The organism is Streptomyces sp. NPDC057543, assembly GCF_042801895.1.
In the GTDB taxonomy this organism is placed as follows: Bacteria; Actinomycetota; Actinomycetes; order Streptomycetales; family Streptomycetaceae; genus Streptomyces.
In genome coordinates, this window is the sequence record NZ_JBHVFF010000019.1 from 21,099 (window position 1) to 38,449 (window position 17,351).

Below are 17,351 nucleotides of genomic sequence, written 5' to 3' on the forward strand. Positions count from 1 at the left end.
GGCCCGGTCTCGGTAGTACGTCGCGGGTGCATCCGGAGCCGGAACACCGCGCAGTGATTTACCGGCGAATTGCATGCCTTAATTGGCCGAGCCGTGATGTTACTTGCGGGAAACACGACGACACAATCCTGTCGGTTAAGATCTTTTGCGATACCCGGTTTTTGATCCAGAAATGAGCAGACGGACGCCGAGGGCTTGTCAACGAATGCGCATTCAGGGGCGCGGAGAGCGTGCTCGCGGGGTACGGGACACCTCCCATGGAGACAAGCCCGACCGGGCGGCGGCGCCCGGTCGCAGGGGGCCGGGGAGGCCGGCCCGGGACGGCGTGAACATGCGACGGACACCGTCGACCACCGCTCCGGTCGAGCCCGCCGTTCACCGCGCACCGACTGCCACCCCGGATTCATCGGCGCCGACCTCTTGTCGTCGAGGAACAAGCGGCCGAAATACATTGTCCGAAAGTGAGCACTGCCGCCCACCTGCACCGAAGTCCACCATGCGGCCGAGATGCGTGCCCCCTGCACTTCGATCTTGCGCAAGTGGTGGGCAGCGCAGCTCACTTGGTCTATCTTCATCGCGAACTTGGTACGCACCTGCCGGTTGATGGGAGCGCTTTCCCCCCACCGCCTCACCCCCACCGGGCGCCGGAAAGCAAGGGGACAGTCATGCCAGGACTTATACAGCCTTCGGATACCGGAGACCCGTTGGGCCCGCTCCCGCAGGAATTCGCCGCAATCATGCGGCCCGAACTGCCGAGCCTGATCAAGGAAATCGGTGTCGAGGTCACCCGGGCCTATCCGGAATACGCGCGTCTGCTCAACGGACCGAACGGTCAGGCCATTCGCGTCGGCGTGGAACAAAGCCTCGCGTCGTTCGTCGATCTGGTCGCCGAGCCCTCCACCTCCACCACTCTTCGCGACGACATGTGCCGTCGTTTCGGACGTTTCGAGGCCTACGAGGGCCGCACCATGGAAACGCTGCAGGGTGCCTATCGGCTCGGTGCCCGGGTGGCGCTGCGCCGGGCCAAGAAGGTCGGCCGGAGCTACAGCTTCTCGCCCACTCTGATGCTCAGCTTCGCCGACGCGCTGTTCGCCTACATCGACGAGCTGGAATCGCTGTCCCGTGAGGGTTTCCTCGAGGTGCAGTCGCAGTCCGGCGAGCAGAGCGAGGCCATGCGCCGGCGTCTGCTGCATCTGATTCTCGCCGGGCGGCCGGTACCCCGTAGCGCCATCGCCGAGCTCTGCGAACAGACCGGCTGGGCGCTGCCGGAAGAGGTGACCCTGGTCGCCGCCCAAGCCCCGGCCGGCCTGGACCGGGCCGGCCTGGACCGGGCCGGCCTGGACCGGGCCGGCCTGGACCGCGATGTCCTGGTCGATCTCAGCGACCCACAGCCCCACTTACTCATTCCGGGGCCGCTCGACGACGTGCGAAGACAGATGCTCGAACGCACTCTTCTCGGCACCCGGGCCGCCATCGGACTGACCGTCCCCACAGCGCTCGCCTCAGACTCGATCCGCTGGGCCCGCAGGCTCCTCGAACTCATCGACGCCGGGATCATCACGGACGCGCCGCTCGTCCTGTGCGAGGACCACCTCATCACGCTGTGGCTCCTCTCCGACCCAGCCCTCCTCGATCAGCTCGCGCGCCGCGAGCTGGCTCCGATCGCCGGGATCAGCACCACTCGGCGCGAGCGGCTGATCGAAACGCTCCGCGTCTGGCTCGAAACCCGAGGGACCGCAGCCCATATGGGCGAGCTGCTCGATGTGCATCCTCAGACCGTCCGCTACCGGATGCGCAATCTGGAGACCATCTTCGGTGAACAACTGGTCGATCCCGAAAGCCGGTTCTCGACCGAGGCCGTACTACGGGCGCTCCAGCTGCGTGAGCGCGGCACCGAAGCGTCCATCTAGCCGCAGCACGTACGTCACGATGAGTCAACTTACCTACGGGTAAGGGGAAATACCCGGTCACTCGCAAACGGTTGCCACACGGAGACGTTCTCGACGAGAAACCTGGAACTGCGTCCCGTACACATGGAGGAGTCGGCCGCCCACCCGGCGGCCGTACCGACGTCCACCTCCTGGCCAACCATCCGAGAGGGCCCCCATGACCGCCTCCCACCTCCTCGTCCCCGTGCCGATCCCCGACCGGGTCGCCGCGCTGATCGGGTCCTGCATCCCGCCGCACATCCTCCAGGCGGAGTTCGACGCCGAGTGCGCCGCGCGCGAGGTCCGCAGCTTCCGCGGCCCGCGGTTCTGCGTCGAGGACCAGGCCGATCGCGAGCAGGCCCTCTCGGAGCTGGCGCGCGCCAACAAGATCCTGGCCGCCCACCACCCCCGGTTGGCGGTGCGCCCCGGCAGTTCCTGGTGACTCCCCACACGCGTCTTGCGAAGGATTCGCCCGGCACTCACTGCTGTCCACCCACCCGGACGGGTCGCCCGCCAGGGTCGCGTACAAGGGCGATCCGGTCGTCCGCGTCACCGACACCGACACCGGCGCCCACTGCGACGCCGATGCCAGTGGCAGGGCGATCGTCGACTACCGCACCGACGGCTCGCAGCTCCGGCACGCCGTCGGGCCGGTGCTCGCGGGTGTCGGCGAGAACAACGGCAATCTGCCACGCGGCGAGTACCTCGTCGACGGCGTCTGCACCCTCGCCATCGGCCCCACCGGGTACAGGACGCTGCACATGGTCCACGGCTCCGCGGACAACGTCTGTACGCGCATCGGCTGACCCGTCGTCCCCGGCCGGTCCGCCCCGGCCGGGGCATCGTCCCGGTCAGCCGGCGACCGGGGTGAACCGCACCGGCAGCGACCGCGGGCCCCGGGTGAAGACGCCGTGCTCGGAAGGGGTGAAGCCGTCCGCGAGCCGCAGGTCCGGCATCGCGTCGAGCAACTGGTTCACCCCCGTCTCCACCTCCGCCCTGGCCAGCAGCGCACCGACGCAGAAGTGCCTGCCGAGCGCGAACGCCAGATGGTCGGCCGCCGCCGAGAACGCGGTGGTGCTGGTCAGGTCGGTGCGGAAGATGTCGAACCGATCGGGCTCGCTGTAGCGCGATTCGTCGCGGTTGGCGGCACCGATCAGGCAGGTGACGGTGGCACCGGCCGGAACCGTACCGCCGCTGAGCTCCACCTCGGTCGCCGTCTGGCGCATGATCATGTGGACCGGCGGGGTGTGGCGCAGGGTCTCCGCGAAGGCCCGGTCGATCAAGGTGCGGTCCTCCCGCACCGCCGCGAGCTGCTCGGGATGGGTGAGCAGATTGGCGAAGAGGGAGGCGATGGCCTTGTCGGTGGTCTCGCCGCCCGCCGCGAGCAGCAGACTGCAGAACGCCTTGATGTCCTCGTCGCTCATCCGCACCCCGTCGACCTCGGCGGCGCAGAGCGCGGAGAGCAGGTCGTCGCCGGGCGCGGTCCGGCGTCGCCGGATGATCGGGATCATGTACGCGGCGAATTCCTGGCGGGTCCGCTCACCAGCCGCCGCCACCTCGGGGTCGCCGGCCAGGTTGCCGAGGAAGGCGATGACAGTGGTGTACCAGCCGTGGAAGCGGTCGTGGTCGGCCCGGTCCAGGCCGAGCATGTCGGCGATCACGAGGACGGGGAACCGGGTCGCGAACGCGTCGACGAGATCCGCTTCGCCGGTGTGCCGGAAGGTGTCGATCAGTTCGCGTGCGTTGCGCTCGATGACCGGCAGGAACTTCTCCTGAAGGTCCGTGCCGCGGAACGCGGGGGCGACCAGCGCCCGGCGCACGGCGTGCTCCCGGCCGCTGAGCTGGAGGATCGTCCTGCCGTGGACCGGTTCGATCTGCCAGTCGTAGTTGTCGGTGGTGAACTCCCCCGCCTTGTCCTTGAAGACCCGCTCCACGTCCTCGTACCGGGAGACTATGTAACTGTTCGTGGCCTCGTGCCGGATCAGCGGGGCGCTCTCGCGCATGATCCGGTACGCCCCGTAGGGATCGGCCGCGAAGGCGGGCGAGAGAATGTCGGGCAGTGGCGACGCTTGCGATGCGGCCGACTCGTGCGGGGCAGACGTCATGACGCTCCAGGGTCGTGAACGGGCAACGCCGTCAAGGTTATTGACCAGCCGTCCACCTACACACCCCCTGGGGGAACACCATGCCCGCCGGCCCGCGTCCGTCCGTCCTCTACGTCACCGACCTCGCCTACGAGGCACGCGGGCGCCGCTACTGCGACGAGGACATCCATCTGACATCCCGACTGCGCGAGGAGTTCGATGTCGCGCTCTGTCACCCCCGGGACGCCGCAGCGCTGCTCGACGGGTTCGACGCGGTCGTCGTACGCAACAGCGGTCCGGTGCTGCACTACCAGGAGGCGTACGACGCCTTCCGCGCGCGGGCGCGAGAGCTGGGCGCACGGGTCTACAACCCGCTGCACGGCCGCGGCGACATGGCGGGCAAGCAGTATCTGGTCGATCTGAGCCGGGCCGGATTTCCGGTGATCCCCACCGTGGACCGGGCCGCGGACCTGGGGCTGCTGCCCGAGGCTCCGGAGTATGTGATCAAGCCGAAGCTGGGGGCGGACTCGGTCGGCCTGCGGTTCGTACGGGAGGCCGCGCTGCCGGAGGGTGCCGACGGCAAGCTGCTCGTCCAGCCCCGGATCGACTTCCGCCACGAGGTGTCCTTCTACTTCATCGACCGTGACTTCCAGTACGCGCTGTACGCGCCGCACCCGGACAAGCGGTGGGTGCTGGAGCCGTACGCGCCGAGCGCGGCGGATCTGGAGTTCGCCCGGAAGTTCGTGGAGTGGAACACCCTCGACCACGGCATCCAACGGGTCGACGCCTGCCGGACGGCTCAGGGCGAACTGCTGCTCGTGGAGCTGGAGGACCTCAATCCGTATCTCTCGCTGGACCGGGTGGCGCAGCCGGTACGGGAGGCGTTCGTGACCCGTATGAAGGCGTCCGTACGGGATCTGCTGGCCTGACGCCCCGTCCGGCCGTCCCCCACATGCGCCGGAGCGGGGCCGGTGTGAGGGTGCAAGCGTGACCACTGCCAGCGAGACCGCCCCCGCCGAGCAGAGTGGCGCCGCGCCGCCCGTGCTCGATCCGCGCCGCCGGAACATTGTCTTCGCGACGATCGTGCTGGGGATTCTGCTGGCCGCCCTGGACCAGACGATCGTCGGCACCGCACTGCCGACGATCGTCTCGGACCTCGGTGGCGCCGCCCACATGTCGTGGGTGGTCACCGCGTACCTGCTCGCCGAGACGGTGGCGACGGTCCTGGTCGGCAAGTTCGGCGACCTGTTCGGCCGGAAGATCATCTTCCAGCTGTCGGCGATCATCTTCATCACCGGCTCGTTCCTGTGCGGCTTCGCGACCAACATGACGCTGCTGATCGTCTGGCGCGGACTGCAGGGCATCGGCGCGGGCGGGCTGATGGTCACCTCGATGGCGTTGATCGCCGATGTGATCCCGTTGCGCGAGCGCGGCAAGTACCAGGGTGCGATCGGCGCGGTCTTCGGGGTGTCGACGGTGATCGGGCCGTTGCTCGGCGGACTCTTCACCGACCATCTGAGCTGGCGCTGGGCGTTCTACGTCAACGTGCCGATCGCGATCGTGGTGGTCATCGCCGCCGCCCGGACGATCCCGTCGGTGAAGGCCGCCGGACGGCCGGTGATCGACTATTTGGGCATCGCGATGGTCACGGTCGGCGCGAGCGCCCTGATCCTGGCGACCAGCTGGGGCGGCAACGAGTACGCGTGGGGATCGCCCGTCATCCTCGGTCTCTTCGCGGGCGGCGCCGTGGCGCTGGCCCTGTTCTGCCTGGTGGAGTTCCGGGCGCAGGAACCCATGCTGCCGATGCGGCTGTTCCGCAACCCGGTGTTCACCGTCTGCTCGATCCTGAGCTTCATCGTGGGCTTCGCGATGCTCGGCGCGATGATCTTCCTGCCGACGTATCTGCAGTACGTGGACGGGGACTCGGCCACCCTGTCGGGGGTGCGGACGCTGCCGATGGTCCTCGGCCTGCTGGTCGCCTCGATCTTCAGCGGCAATGTCGTCTCCAAGACCGGGCAGTACCGGATGTTCCCCATCGTGGGCTCGCTGATCATGGCGGTCGGGCTGTTCCTGCTCTCCCGGATGGGTCCGGACAGCGGGGTGGGGCTGGAGTCCCTCTACATGCTGGTGCTCGGTGTAGGCATCGGTCTGGCCATGCAGGTGCTGACGATCGCCGTGCAGAACACGGTCGACTACGCGGATCTGGGTACGGCCACGTCGGGTGTGACGTTCTTCCGTACGCTCGGAAGTTCCTTCGGCACCGCGGTCTTCGGCACGATCTACGCCAACGCGCTGAAGCCGAACCTGTCCGACGGCATCGCCGCGGCGGCGCGGGCGGGCGGTGACCCCGCTGTGCTGGCGAAGGCCGCGCAGAGCCCGGCGGGGCTGCACGCTCTGCCCGCCGCGCAGTCGGCACCGCTGGCCCGGGCGTACGCCGACACACTGCACACCGTGTTCCTGTGGACGGTGCCGGTCGCGATCCTGGGGTTCGTCGTGGCGCTCTTCCTGAAGCAGGTGAAGCTGCGGGACACGGCACGCGTCGGATCGACGGACATGGGCGAGGGCTTCGCCCAGCCCGGCGCCGGTGACTCGGCCAAGGTCCTGGAATTCGCCGTGGCCAAGATCCTGCGCGAAGCGGGTCCCGACACGGCCCGGCGGATCGTCGCGGACTCGGACACCCGGCTGGACATGGCGGGGGCCTGGGCGGTGATGCAGGTGGAGCTGTTCACCCGCATGGTGGGCCATGCGGGTCTCGGCCTCATCGCGGCCCGGCACCGGATCCCGCCGGAGGTGCTGGTGCCCGTCTTCGACCGGATGATCGAGGAGGGCTATCTCACCGGCGACGGTCATCTGTTCACGCATACGGCCGCCGGGAGCCGGGAGGCCGCGGCGATCAACGGCGCGTGGGCGCGGTGGCTCAATGAACGACTGGACGAACACGGGGCCCGCCCGGACGACCGGCAGCTGCGGGCGGCGGTGGACCGGATCGCCAAACGGCTGCTGGCGGAGGACCTGACGCAGGAGCTCTCGCCGGAGAGGTCGCGGGTGGGAGCCGCCGTCTGAAACGGGCGCCGCCGCGCGGCCAGGGTCTTTCGCTCGGATCAGGCCGGATCAGGGAGCGGGGGCGCGACACCGGGGCACGCGAGCCCGGCGCGGTCCGAACGAGGGGCCCTGGGTCAGTCGGCGAAGACCGCGCTCGCGTACACCCAGGCGCCCTCGTGCCGGACGAAGCGGCTCTTCTCGTGGAGCGATTCGGGCCGCCCGTTCTCCGTGTAGTGCGCGCGGAAGGTGACCGTGCCCGTGGTGTGGAACGCGCTGCCGTCCGTCGTCTCCAGGATCTCCAGGCGGACCCACCGCGTCCCGGGATCGAAGTCGACGGCGGGCGGCCGGGTGCCGGGGTGCCAGGTGCGCAGCAGATACGCCTCGTTCCGGACGACGAACGCGGCGTACCGGGAGCGCATCAGCGCCTCACAGGTCGGCGCGGCGAGGGTCCCGGCGTGCAGGCGGCCGCAACAGTCCGCGTAGGCGGCGGGCAGGCCGCACGGGCACGGCGATTCCGCGGTGATCGCGGAAGGCCGCGCTCCGGCGGTGGCCGAGCGCCTCGGTCGTGTGGTGCGTCGTGACATGCGTCCATTGTCACCCGCGGTCGGGTCGGCCCGGCGGACCGGGGTGGAGCGGCCCCGGCCCCGGCCGGTGGTCAGGCCTTGCGGGCCACGCCCGCGTAGCCCGGGATCGGCTCGTCGCCGGCGACGTCCACGGGCTCGCCGAGTTCCGGGTGCCAGTCCGCGGAGAGTGAGACGCCCGGCTCGACGAGTTCGAGTCCGTCGAAGAACGTGGTGAATTCGGCATGGGAACGCAGGCGCAGCGTCATCCCGCGGGCCTTGTAAAGGGCGGACGCCTTCGCCGCACTCTCCGGGTCGAAGTCCCCCGTGGTGTGCGAGAGCACCAGATAGCTGCCGGAGGCGAGCCGCTCGACCAGGCGGTCGACGAGTTCGGCCGCGCCGTCCTCGTCGTCGACGAAGTGCAGCAGGGCCAGCAGCGACAGCGCGATCGGCTTGTCGAAGTCGAGGACCCTGCCGGCCTGTTCCAGGATGATTTCCGGCTTGCGGGCATCGGCCTGGATGTACTCGGTGGCGCCCTGCGGGGTGGAGCGCAGCAGGGCCGCGGCGTGGGCGAGGACGATCGGGTCGTTGTCGCAGTAGACGATGCGGGCGTCCGGGGCGGTCCGCTGGGCGATCTGGTGGAGGTTCGGCTCGGTGGGTATGCCGGTGCCGATGTCGAGGAACTGGCGGATGCCGTTCTCGGCCAGCCACCAGGTGGCCCGGTGCATGAACGCCCGGTTGACCCGGGCCATGTCGCGTCCCCTGGCGTCGAGCGCCAGCAGTTGCCGGGCCATCTGTTCGTCGACCGGGTAGTTGTCCTTGCCGCCGAGGAACCAGTCGTACATCCGGGCGGGATGCGGCTTGCTGGTGTCGATCTCGATGGCTTGAGGGTCTTGCCCGGTCATAGCGCGCTCCATGGGTTCATAGGCCGGCGAACGAGAAGAGTGTGGGGCGGGACGGGCTCCGGCGCTGCGGATTCGGGTGGGAAGGCCGTCGATTCGGTTCGGATGGCTGTGGATTCGGCCGAGGGGCAGTCGGTTCAGGTCAGAAGGAAGTCCGCCTGGCCGGACTTGGCACCCTGGATGAAGGCGGCGATCTCACGGGGGGAGTAGATCAGGGCGGGCCCGTCGGGATCGGCGGACTGGCGTACGGCGACCCTGCCGTCGGACAGCTTCATGGCTTCGACGCAATTGCCTCCGTTCCCACCGCTCCACGGCTTGTACCAGCCCTCGGAGCCGAGTTCGGCGGCCGGCATGCCGTTGTATATGGGATCCATCACAGCTCCTTGCGGAAGTCCCGGAGGATTTCCTTCGTGCGTTGTGCAGTTGCGGCCTGAGCCGCCATGCGGTCCATGACTTCGAGGTAGGAGGCCACCTCGGGGCGCGCGTCGAAGTAGACGGCTCCGGTCAGGTACTCGCTGTAGACCATGTCGGGGAGTTCGGGGACGCCGAATCGGAAGAGGACGAAGGGGCCGTAGGTGCCGGGGTGGTGGCCGGTGGAGAATTCCGCGATCTGCAGCGTCACATGGGGCATCTCGGTCGCTTCGAGCAGCCGGTCGATCTGTCCGCGCATGGTGTCGGCGCTGCCGACGGGACGGCGCAGCACCGTCTCGTCCATCACCACCCACAGCTTCGGGGCGTCCGGCCCTGCCAGCAGGGACTGACGCCGCATCCGCAGCGCCACGTGGCGTTCGATGTCATCGGGTCTGGTCTGGCCGACGGCTCCGGTGCGCATCACCGAGCGCGCGTAGTCCTCGGTCTGCAGCAGTCCGGGGACGAAGTGCGGCTCGTACATGCGCAGGAGGCTCGCGGCGCCCTCCAGGCTGACGTACATGCTGAACCAGTCGGGCAGCACATCGTGGTAGCGCTGCCACCAGCCGGGTTTATTGGCCTCCTCGGCGAGTTCCACGAAGGCGTCGGCCTCGACGTCGGTGATCCCGTACGCCTTCAGCAGGAGCTGGACATAGGGGATCTTGAGAGCGACCTCGGCGGTCTCCATCCTGCGTATCGTCGCAGGTGCGACCCGCAGCACCTTGGCAGCCTGGTCACGGCTCAGGCCGGCGCGCTCCCGCAGATCCTGCAGGCGTTTACCGAGAACGACCTGACCCACGGTCGGGGCGGACCGCGGTTCGCTCACTTCAGACCTCCCGATGCGCTGTTTGGCAGCAGTGTGCCATGCGCGGGCCGCCCACGACAGAACCACTCTGAATTTTTCAGAGTGCCCCTTGCCAAGTGTTCTCGACAGAGGGAGAGTTGGTGAGTGAACCAGTTCACGTAGTCACGTCCGCTCCTATTCGCGTGGGATGGCGGAGTGTGACGCAGCCCCCACTGTGAGGAATCGGTTGTGGCACCCGGCAGTGCGCTCATCCCCCGGCTCATGGACCTCAGGCCCGGCGCCGAGGCGCTCCGGTACTGCTTCGCGCTGCCTGCGCACCCGGAGTCGGTGGCCGGTGCACGGCGGCTGACGCGGGCCAGACTCGACGAGTGGCGGCTGGACGAGGACGCGCACGAAGCCGCGGTCCTGATCGTCTCGGAGCTGTTCACCAACGCGGTGGTGCACACGATGAGCGCGCGCGTCGTGTGCGAACTGCGCTGCCTGGACAGACGACTGCGGATAGCCGTACAGGACCAAGGACATCAGCCCGGCGGGCCACAGCTGTGCCGCACCGCCGATGACGAGCACGGACGCGGTCTGCTGCTCGTGGACGCGATGAGCAGTTCCTGGGGTTCCCGTGGCGCGGGCAACGGCTCGGGACGCATCGTCTGGGCAGAACTACCGCACGGCACGGAGCAGTCATGCTGAAGAACGCGATGTCCCATCTGCTCGGAGCGCGGCGCTCCCACGAGCCCCGGCGCGCCCTCGACACGGGCATGGTGCAATTGCCGCTGCCGCCCGCACTGTCGGCGAGCCTGGGCTACGACGCGGTGGGGGTTCCGGCGCGGTACGGCTTCCGGCTGATGTCTCATCTGCCGCGCACCGGCTGCGTGTTCGCGGACGCCGACCGCTGGTGGTGGATCGTGCCCGCGGGTTCCGACCTCGATCTGGACTGGCCCCCGCAGGCCGCCTACGCGAAGGGGGCGTTCGTTCCGGCGGTACGGCCCCGGCTGATCCACCAGCCCGACAACCGCACGCCGTACACGCCGCCGATCCCGCTCTTCCTGATGGTCTGTCAGGTCACTGGCGTTACGCCGTCGTGGGCACCGTCCGGTGGCGCCCACGCGGTCTCCGCTCCCTGACGCGACCGGTCCGCTCCCGGCCGCGTCAGGGAGAAGGGGGCGGGGTTCTTTCAGGAAACCCCGCCCCCTCCCTTCGCCACAACGCACTCCGGCTCAGCAAACCGACAGCAGCTCACACCCGCTGCCGGGCGCCTCCCTGACGCCGCATCCGGCGGGTTCGCTCGGCAATGAGCCGGAGCGGCTCGGGAGCGCGGCGGTGGACGAGGTGGAACGGCTGGTCCCGGGGCTGCGATTCGCTCGCGCCGTGCACGGGGGAAGAGCTCGTACACAGCGCTTGACCAGCCGCTCTCATCGCCGGACCGGCCCTAAGGGCGGTTCAGATAGGCCAGCCCGGGATGGACCTTCAGGTACCCGTCGAGGAGACGGCCGGCCACCGTCACCGAATCGACCAGCGGGTGCAGCGCGAAGGCCTTCACGGCGGCTGCCCGCGAACCGCTCTCCGCCGCCTGCAGCACCGCGCGTTCGACCGCCTTGACCGCGGTGACCAGACCGATGGCATGGTAGGGGAGCGGGTCGACGGCCATGGGATGGGCGCCGTTCGCGTCGACGAGGCACGGCACCTCGATGACGGCGTCCGCGTCGAGCACGGAAAGCGTCGTGCGGTTGCGGACGTTGAGGATCAGCGAGGTCCGTTCGTTGCGGGCGACGGCCCGCATGAGGGCGAGCGCCACCTTCTCGTAGCCGCCGGACTCCAGATCGCTCTCGTCCCGCTCGCCGACCCCGGCGACCTCCCGGTTCTCCGACATGTAGGTGGCTTCGCGTTCGGCGCGGGTGCGGTCCCAGGCCTGCAGCGCGGGGACGGCCGGGTCCTTCATCCGGTCGTAGAAGCTCTCCTGCTGCTCCCGGAGGAAGGCACCGCGGGTCTGCTCGGCATCCTGGTAGGCGCGCACGGCCTCCCGGTTGAAGTAGTAATAGTGCAGATACTCGTTGGGGACGGCCCCCAGCGACCGCAGCCAGTCGACGCCGAACAGCCGGCCCTCCTCGAAGGAGCCGAGCAGTTCCGGGTCCGCCAGCAGGCGCGGGAGTTCGTCGCGGCCGTCGACACGCAGTGCGCGGACCCAGCCCAGATGGTTGAGGCCGACGTAGTCGATCCGGGCCCGGTCGGGGTCGGCGCCGAGCACCCGGGCGATCCGGCGGCCGAGGCCCACCGGGGAGTCGCAGATGCCGATGACCCGGTCGCCCAGGCAACGGGACATGGCCTCGGTCACCAGGCCCGCCGGGTTGGTGAAGTTGATGACCCAGGCGTTCGGGGCGAGTCGCGCGACGCGCTGCGCGAGGTCGACGGCGACGGGCACGGTGCGCAGCCCGTACGCGATGCCGCCCGCGCCGACCGTCTCCTGGCCGAGTACGCCTTCGTCGAGGGCGACCCGTTCGTCGGCCGCCCGGCCTTCGAGGCCGCCGACGCGGATCGCCGAGAAGACGAAGTCCGCGCCGCGCAATGCCTCGTCGAGGTCGGTGGTGGCGTTGACGGCGGGGGCGTCCGGGACGGTCGCGGCCTGGTCGGCGAGCACCCGGGCCACGGCGGTGAGCCGGCCCGCGTCGGTGTCGTAGAGGGTGACCGCGGTGACGCGGCCCTCGGCGTGATCGGCGAGCAGCGCCCCGTACACGAGTGGAACCCGGAATCCGCCGCCGCCCAGAATTGTCAGCTTCACGCTTCCGCATCGTACGGGGCCGGGTCCGGACGGGGCCCGAGCGACTCCGGACGGCGGCCCCCACCCGGCGCGCACGGCGGCCGGCCCGGCGGCCGGGAACCCACGGATGCACGGGTCCACGGCCACCGGGCCGTTGATCGGTCTCGTCTCCGTCGCGGCGGACGGATCGAGGTCAGTCGCCGGTCCACCAGCGCGAAACGGCACGCCACAGCCGCCCCGGTGCGGTCTTGCCCCGCTGGTGCGGAATGCGCCCGGCGGCGGACTGTCCGGCGGGCTGCCCGCCAGTGGTGCCTCCGGGCTCGTCGGCAGTCGACGCCGCGGGTGTCGCACCCGCCGCCGTGCCCGTGGCGGCAGGGGCCGGAGCGGGGGCGCGGCCGGGTGTAGGGGCGGTGTGCCGGACCGTCGGCTGGACCTCCCAGTCCTGGCGCTGCGGGTTCGGCCTTCCCATGGACGGCGGTTCCTTGTCGTCCTGGGGCGGACGCGCGGCAAAGTCCGCCGGGAGCTCCACCAGATGCCGGCTCATGAAGTTCCCGATCCAGCTCAGCTCGCTCTCGTCGACGGCGAGTTCGAGATCGGGGAGACGCATCAGCAGGGCGTCCACGCCGACGTCGGCGATGGCGCGTCCGATGTCCTGCCCGGGACATTCATGGGGGCCGCCGCTGAACGCGAGGTGGGCGCGGTTGCCCTCCATGTCGGCCTTGAGATCGGGCCGTACGACGGGATCGGTGTTGGCCGGTGCGATGCCGACGATCAGGGCGTCGCCCGCCTTGATCTGCTGACCGCCCAGTTCGGTGTCGCCGACCGCCCAGCGGCCGAAGACCGCGGTGAACGGCGGCTCGTCCCACAGCGTCTGCTCGACCGCTTCGGGCACCGTCATGTGACCGCCGCTGAGCCGGGCCCGGAAGCGGGGGTCGGTGAGCACCATCCGCAGGACGTTGGCGATCAGGTTGACGGTCGCCTCGTACGAGGCGATGAGGACCAGCCGCAGATGCTCGCTGACCTCCTGGTCGGTCATCCCCGCCGGATGCTCGACGAGCCAGGTGGCGAAGTCGTCCGCGGGTTCGCGCCGGCGGCGCCGGACGAGCCGGGTCAGCGCGTCGAGGACGTACGCGTTGCTCGCGACGGCGGTCGCCGTGCCACGGGTCATGTCGCGGGCGGCCTGGACCATCCGGTCGTTGTACTCCTCGGGCATGCCGAGGATCGCGCACATCACCATCATCGGCAGCCGCTCGGCGAACTGCCTGACCAGGTCGACGCGGCCTTCCTGGCAGAAGTCGTTGACGAGCCGGTTGCTGTAGCGGTTGACGTGGCGGCGCACCCCGCGGGTGTCGATGCGGCTCATGCTGTCGGTGACCGCGCCGCGTTGGCGCTCGTGGGTGGCGCCGTCGGCGAAGACACAGACCGGCTGCCAGGTGAAGATCGGGGCGAGCGGGTGGTCCGGGGCGACGGTGCCGTCCTGCAGGGCCCGCCACCGCCGCGAGTCGCGGGAGAACTGCGAGGGGGTCCGGGTCATGTGCAGGTTCTCGCTGTGGCCGAGGACCAGCCAGGCGGGCACGTCCCCGTGCAGCAGGACGGGGGCCACGCTGCCGTGTTCGGCGCGCAGCTTGTCGTACAGCCCGTTGGGGTCTCGCTCGGCCTCCGGGCCGTAGATCCGGCGTAGCCCGCCGGGGCCGGTACCGAGGCCGTGGGCCGGGCACTCGGGGGGCGGAACCGGCCCCTGGGCCGCTCCGGGCTCGTAGTGGAATGGGGTTGTCACAATCGCTCCAGGGATCAGGATTCCAAGGACCAAGCGGATGGGACGCGCGGGGGATGTGTACTGCGGTCAGGCGAGCGGGAGGGCCAGACTGTGCAGATAGCGCATCAGCGTCATCAGTACGTCGCGGCTGGAGGCGCGCAGCCGGGCGTCGCAGTCGATCATCGGAACCTCTTCAGGAAGGTCGAGGGCGCTGCGCAGCGCCTCGACCGGGTGCTTCGGGGCGTCCGGGAAGGTGTTGACAGCGACGACGAACGGGACTCCGCGCTCCTCCAGCCGCCCGATGACGTCGAAGCTGACTTCGAGGCGGCGGGTGTCGAGGAGGACCACCGCGCCGAGGGCACCTTCGAACAGGCCGTTCCACAGGAACCAGAACCTTTCCTGGCCCGGGGTGCCGAACAGATAGAGGATCAGTTCCTCACTGATGGAGATCCGGCCGAAGTCCATGGCGACGGTGGTGGCGGTCTTGCTCTCCACCCCGAAGTTGTCGTCCACGCCGACGCCGGCCTGGGTCATGGTCTCTTCGGTGGTCAGTGGCCGGATCTCGCTGACGGATCCGACCATGGTCGTCTTGCCGACCCCGAACCCACCGACGATCACGACCTTCACCGCGGCGGTCGCCGTGGTGGGAAGGACATCCTCGCGCCGGGGGCCGGTGATCGTGTCAGAGCTTCTGAAGTCCATGCATCACCGCTTCGAGAAGGGACCTGTCCGGGAGGGTGGCGCGGACGATGGGCGCGCGCGATTCGATGAGGTCGGCCGCGAGGAGTTCCGTGAGGAGCGATGTCACCACGCTGAAGGGCAGACCGAGGTACGCCGAGATCTCGGCAACGGATAAGGGCGCCTGGCAGAGCCTCATGATCACGGCCTGCTCGGGCTGGACCGTCGGCGTCGGCTGGGCCTGCGCGACGACCATCGTGACCAGGTCGAGCGGCGCCCGCTCGTTGCCGTCGGGATCGCCGGTGATCACGTACAGCCGTTCCGGATCGCTCGGTGCCGGATCGGCCATTCGGCGTTCTCGTCGGGGAGCCTTCATCCGGTCTGCCCGTCATGGCGCGGAGGGCTCGTCAGGTGGGCGCCGATCCTGACGACCATGTCGCGCATCCGTGATCCGACGAGCCCCGCGTCGACCGTGTCACCGGCCAGGACGGCGAGGTACGCGCCCGTTCCGGCGGCCATCAAGTAGAAGAAGCCGCCGGTGACTTCGATGACGACGAGGCGCATCAGTCCGTCGCTGTAGGGGATTTCGGAGGCGACGGCGGCGGCCAGGCTCTGCAGTCCGGCACAGGCCGCCGCGAGGCGGTCGGCGACATCGGGATCGCCGCCGTGCCGGGCGATGCGCAGGCCGTCGGCGGAGAGCACCACGATCTGGTGGATGTCCGGCACGTCGTCGGCCAGTTCCTTGAGCATCCAGTCCATATTTCCCCGCTGCTGGATCACTTCAGGTCTCCCTTGTCCCAGGCATCGTCAGAGTCTTCGTCGGTCTTCGGGTCCTGCGGCACGCCGTTGACGGCGTTGGTGAAGGCCTCCAGCCAGAGTCCGGGGGGCTGTTCCTTGCCGCCGTCGGTCCCGCCGTGGCCGTTGCGCTGTCCTGCGGTGGGGTCGACGGGCTGTGCGGGGAGGTTGTGCGAGCCCAGGGGGGCGCGGCCGCGGCTGCGGCGTTGCGGGAGCCCCCCGGCGGTCCACTCGGTCACCACGGGGACGTCCTCCTCCACGGCGGCCGCGGGGAGCACCGGCCGGGTGACGGGTGCGACGGGGCCGGTGGCGAGGCGCTGGGCCACGGGACGGGGCTTGCGGCGGGGCGGCACGACGTGCTTCATCGCCTCCTGGTCGATGTCGCTGGTGGGCCTCGACGTGGCGCCGATGCCGTGGGCGATACCGGGGGCGGGGCCGGTGGTGATCATCGCGCGGGGCACGATGAGCACGGCGCGGACACCGCCGTACGCGGACTGCCGCAGCGAGACCTGGAGGTCGTACATCCGCGCGAGCCGTCCGACGACGGCCATGCCGAGCCGGGGGGACTCGCCGAGGTCGTTCATGTTGGAGCCGGCCTGGGCCCGGGCGAGCATGTTCTCGGCCCGTGACCGGGCCTCCTCGCTGAGCGAGACGCCGCCGTCCTCGATCTCGATGGCGATGCCGGTCTGCACCTCGACGGCGGTGACGTGCACCCGGGTCTGCGGCGGCGAGTAGCGCGTGGCGTTGTCGAGGAGTTCGGCACAGGCGTGGATGAGCGGCTCGACGGCCGTGCCGATGACGGCGACCTTGGCGATCGAGTGCAGATCGATCCGCGGGTACTCCAGGATCCGCGACATGGCGCCGCGCAGCACGCTGAACAGCGGTACGGGCTTGGGCCACTGGCGGCTGGGGCGGGCGCCGCCGAGTACCGCGATGGAGTCGGCGAGACGACCGATCAGCGCGGTGCCGTGGTCGATGCGGAGCAGGTCGTCGAAGACGTCGGGGTTGCGCCCGTGGTGCTCCTCCATTTCCCGCAGTTCACTCGCCTGGCGGTGAACGATCGCCTGGACGCGCCGGGCGACGTTGACGAAGGCGCGCTGCGCGGAGTCGCGCATCGCCTCTTCGTTGTCGATGATGTTCAGCACCGTGTAGACGAGGGTGCGTTGGGAGTCGGGCAGGTCGCGGTACGCCTCGTCCGCGTCGACGACGTCCCGGAGCACCTCTTCGGGTGAATTGCCCACCCGCAGCCGGTGGATGGCGGCCGGCAGGAGTTCCTTGCTGATCCGCACGGTCTCGTCGTCGTGGGCGGCGATGCGCCGTTCCAGGTCGGCGAAGCGCCGTTCGTACGCCGCGCGCTGGGCGCGCATATCGCGTGCCCGGCGGGCGAGTCGAACGGTGAGTGCGGTGACCACGACGGTGGCGAGCGCGCCGCACCAGACGACTGGCATCCGCGCGGCCGCGGAAACCAGCGCCACCGCGGCGGTGGTTGCGCCGCCCATCAGAAGCACGGGCAGCAACATGGCGCGGACGACGCGGATTTCTCGTTCGATCGGCGGTGATTCAACACGAACCATCTAAAACCTCTGGCGGTTGATTCGGGAGGTAAACGCGCTTGCAGGACATCCAGGAACAAGCGCTCGA

General features: G+C 69.7%; 18 protein-coding genes. 7 read left to right on the forward strand and 11 right to left on the reverse strand.

Going from position 1 to position 17,351, the window contains the following annotated elements:
- Nucleotides 1-665 precede the first annotated feature (665 nt).
- The 3 genes from ACFU8Q_RS05860 to ACFU8Q_RS05870 all read left to right on the forward strand — a co-directional run bounded on the left by ACFU8Q_RS05860 (nt 666) and on the right by ACFU8Q_RS05870 (nt 2,734).
- Entirely contained in the window at nt 666-1,910 is a 1,245-nt protein-coding gene (locus ACFU8Q_RS05860) for a PucR family transcriptional regulator (protein ID WP_384448315.1), read from the forward strand.
- A gap of 196 nt (nt 1,911-2,106) precedes the next feature.
- Entirely contained in the window at nt 2,107-2,370 is a 264-nt protein-coding gene (locus tag ACFU8Q_RS05865; protein WP_384448318.1) for a hypothetical protein, read from the forward strand.
- 211 nt (nt 2,371-2,581) lie between these two features.
- Nucleotides 2,582-2,734 (forward strand): hypothetical protein, encoded by a 153-nt coding sequence (locus tag ACFU8Q_RS05870; protein ID WP_384448321.1) that lies wholly within the window; start codon nt 2,582-2,584, stop codon nt 2,732-2,734.
- Between the two features lie 45 nt (nt 2,735-2,779).
- Here the strand turns inward: ACFU8Q_RS05870 and ACFU8Q_RS05875 are convergent, their stop codons facing one another.
- Nucleotides 2,780-4,033, reverse strand: coding sequence for a cytochrome P450 (locus ACFU8Q_RS05875; protein ID WP_384448324.1), 1,254 nt, complete (start codon nt 4,031-4,033; stop codon nt 2,780-2,782).
- A gap of 80 nt (nt 4,034-4,113) precedes the next feature.
- Here ACFU8Q_RS05875 and ACFU8Q_RS05880 point away from each other — a divergent pair, with 80 nt between their 5' ends.
- Together ACFU8Q_RS05880 and ACFU8Q_RS05885 are read left to right on the forward strand one after the other, a co-directional pair.
- Nucleotides 4,114-4,941, forward strand: a complete 828-nt coding sequence (locus ACFU8Q_RS05880; RefSeq protein ID WP_384448326.1) for a hypothetical protein — start codon at nt 4,114-4,116, stop codon at nt 4,939-4,941.
- A 58-nt stretch (nt 4,942-4,999) separates the two neighbouring features.
- Nucleotides 5,000-7,075 carry an MDR family MFS transporter gene (locus ACFU8Q_RS05885; RefSeq protein ID WP_384448329.1) on the forward strand — a complete coding sequence of 692 codons (2,076 nt, stop codon included), beginning with the start codon at nt 5,000-5,002 and terminating at the stop codon, nt 7,073-7,075.
- A 113-nt stretch (nt 7,076-7,188) separates the two neighbouring features.
- On the opposite strand, the gene ACFU8Q_RS05890 is transcribed toward ACFU8Q_RS05885, so the two are convergent.
- The 4 genes from ACFU8Q_RS05890 to ACFU8Q_RS05905 form a co-directional block, all read right to left on the reverse strand.
- A complete protein-coding gene (locus ACFU8Q_RS05890) occupies nt 7,189-7,638 on the reverse strand; it encodes a YchJ family protein (RefSeq protein ID WP_384448332.1) in 450 nt (149 codons plus the stop codon).
- A gap of 71 nt (nt 7,639-7,709) precedes the next feature.
- Nucleotides 7,710-8,519: an SAM-dependent methyltransferase gene (locus ACFU8Q_RS05895; protein WP_384448335.1), complete on the reverse strand. Its 810-nt coding sequence runs from the start codon at nt 8,517-8,519 to the stop codon at nt 7,710-7,712.
- A gap of 134 nt (nt 8,520-8,653) precedes the next feature.
- Nucleotides 8,654-8,890, reverse strand: coding sequence for a DUF397 domain-containing protein (locus ACFU8Q_RS05900; RefSeq protein ID WP_266750243.1), 237 nt, complete (start codon nt 8,888-8,890; stop codon nt 8,654-8,656).
- On the reverse strand, nt 8,890-9,750 hold the full coding sequence (locus ACFU8Q_RS05905) for a helix-turn-helix domain-containing protein (protein WP_384448338.1): 861 nt from the start codon (nt 9,748-9,750) through the stop codon (nt 8,890-8,892). The genes ACFU8Q_RS05900 and ACFU8Q_RS05905 overlap by 1 nt, the downstream gene beginning before the upstream one ends.
- Nucleotides 9,751-9,957: 207 nt before the next feature.
- Here ACFU8Q_RS05905 and ACFU8Q_RS05910 point away from each other — a divergent pair, with 207 nt between their 5' ends.
- Both ACFU8Q_RS05910 and ACFU8Q_RS05915 read left to right on the forward strand, forming a co-directional pair.
- Entirely contained in the window at nt 9,958-10,416 is a 459-nt protein-coding gene (locus ACFU8Q_RS05910; protein WP_384448341.1) for an ATP-binding protein, read from the forward strand.
- Entirely contained in the window at nt 10,410-10,850 is a 441-nt protein-coding gene (locus tag ACFU8Q_RS05915; protein WP_384448343.1) for a hypothetical protein, read from the forward strand. The genes ACFU8Q_RS05910 and ACFU8Q_RS05915 overlap by 7 nt, the downstream gene beginning before the upstream one ends.
- Before the next feature lie 305 nt (nt 10,851-11,155).
- On the opposite strand, the gene ACFU8Q_RS05920 is transcribed toward ACFU8Q_RS05915, so the two are convergent.
- The 6 genes from ACFU8Q_RS05920 to ACFU8Q_RS05945 all read right to left on the reverse strand — a co-directional run bounded on the left by ACFU8Q_RS05920 (nt 11,156) and on the right by ACFU8Q_RS05945 (nt 17,284).
- Entirely contained in the window at nt 11,156-12,502 is a 1,347-nt protein-coding gene (locus ACFU8Q_RS05920) for a 6-phospho-beta-glucosidase (RefSeq protein WP_384448346.1), read from the reverse strand.
- A gap of 172 nt (nt 12,503-12,674) precedes the next feature.
- Nucleotides 12,675-14,258 (reverse strand): cytochrome P450, encoded by a 1,584-nt coding sequence (locus tag ACFU8Q_RS05925; RefSeq protein ID WP_384448349.1) that lies wholly within the window; start codon nt 14,256-14,258, stop codon nt 12,675-12,677.
- A 66-nt stretch (nt 14,259-14,324) separates the two neighbouring features.
- Nucleotides 14,325-14,939 (reverse strand): ATP/GTP-binding protein, encoded by a 615-nt coding sequence (locus tag ACFU8Q_RS05930; RefSeq protein WP_384448352.1) that lies wholly within the window; start codon nt 14,937-14,939, stop codon nt 14,325-14,327.
- On the reverse strand, nt 14,920-15,291 hold the full coding sequence (locus tag ACFU8Q_RS05935; protein WP_384448355.1) for a DUF742 domain-containing protein: 372 nt from the start codon (nt 15,289-15,291) through the stop codon (nt 14,920-14,922). The genes ACFU8Q_RS05930 and ACFU8Q_RS05935 overlap by 20 nt, the downstream gene beginning before the upstream one ends.
- The gene (locus ACFU8Q_RS05940; protein WP_384448358.1) at nt 15,288-15,695 is read right to left on the reverse strand and encodes a roadblock/LC7 domain-containing protein; all 408 of its coding nucleotides are present in this window, start codon (nt 15,693-15,695) and stop codon (nt 15,288-15,290) included. Before ACFU8Q_RS05940 ends, ACFU8Q_RS05935 begins: the two co-directional genes overlap by 4 nt.
- Nucleotides 15,692-17,284, reverse strand: a complete 1,593-nt coding sequence (locus tag ACFU8Q_RS05945; RefSeq protein ID WP_384448361.1) for a sensor histidine kinase — start codon at nt 17,282-17,284, stop codon at nt 15,692-15,694. The genes ACFU8Q_RS05940 and ACFU8Q_RS05945 overlap by 4 nt, the downstream gene beginning before the upstream one ends.
- Between the last annotated feature and the right edge of the window lie 67 nt (nt 17,285-17,351).

Coding starts and splice junctions, on each gene's coding strand:
- ACFU8Q_RS05860 (WP_384448315.1), top strand. CDS start 666: ATGCCAGGACTTATACAGCCTTCGGATACCGGAGACCCGTTGGGCCCG.
- ACFU8Q_RS05865 (WP_384448318.1), top strand. CDS start 2,107: ATGACCGCCTCCCACCTCCTCGTCCCCGTGCCGATCCCCGACCGGGTC.
- ACFU8Q_RS05875 (WP_384448324.1), bottom strand. CDS start 4,033: ATGACGTCTGCCCCGCACGAGTCGGCCGCATCGCAAGCGTCGCCACTG.
- ACFU8Q_RS05880 (WP_384448326.1), top strand. CDS start 4,114: ATGCCCGCCGGCCCGCGTCCGTCCGTCCTCTACGTCACCGACCTCGCC.
- ACFU8Q_RS05890 (WP_384448332.1), bottom strand. CDS start 7,638: ATGTCACGACGCACCACACGACCGAGGCGCTCGGCCACCGCCGGAGCG.
- ACFU8Q_RS05895 (WP_384448335.1), bottom strand. CDS start 8,519: ATGACCGGGCAAGACCCTCAAGCCATCGAGATCGACACCAGCAAGCCG.
- ACFU8Q_RS05900 (WP_266750243.1), bottom strand. CDS start 8,890: ATGGATCCCATATACAACGGCATGCCGGCCGCCGAACTCGGCTCCGAG.
- ACFU8Q_RS05915 (WP_384448343.1), top strand. CDS start 10,410: ATGCTGAAGAACGCGATGTCCCATCTGCTCGGAGCGCGGCGCTCCCAC.
- ACFU8Q_RS05930 (WP_384448352.1), bottom strand. CDS start 14,939: ATGGACTTCAGAAGCTCTGACACGATCACCGGCCCCCGGCGCGAGGAT.
- ACFU8Q_RS05935 (WP_384448355.1), bottom strand. CDS start 15,291: ATGAAGGCTCCCCGACGAGAACGCCGAATGGCCGATCCGGCACCGAGC.
- ACFU8Q_RS05945 (WP_384448361.1), bottom strand. CDS start 17,284: ATGGTTCGTGTTGAATCACCGCCGATCGAACGAGAAATCCGCGTCGTC.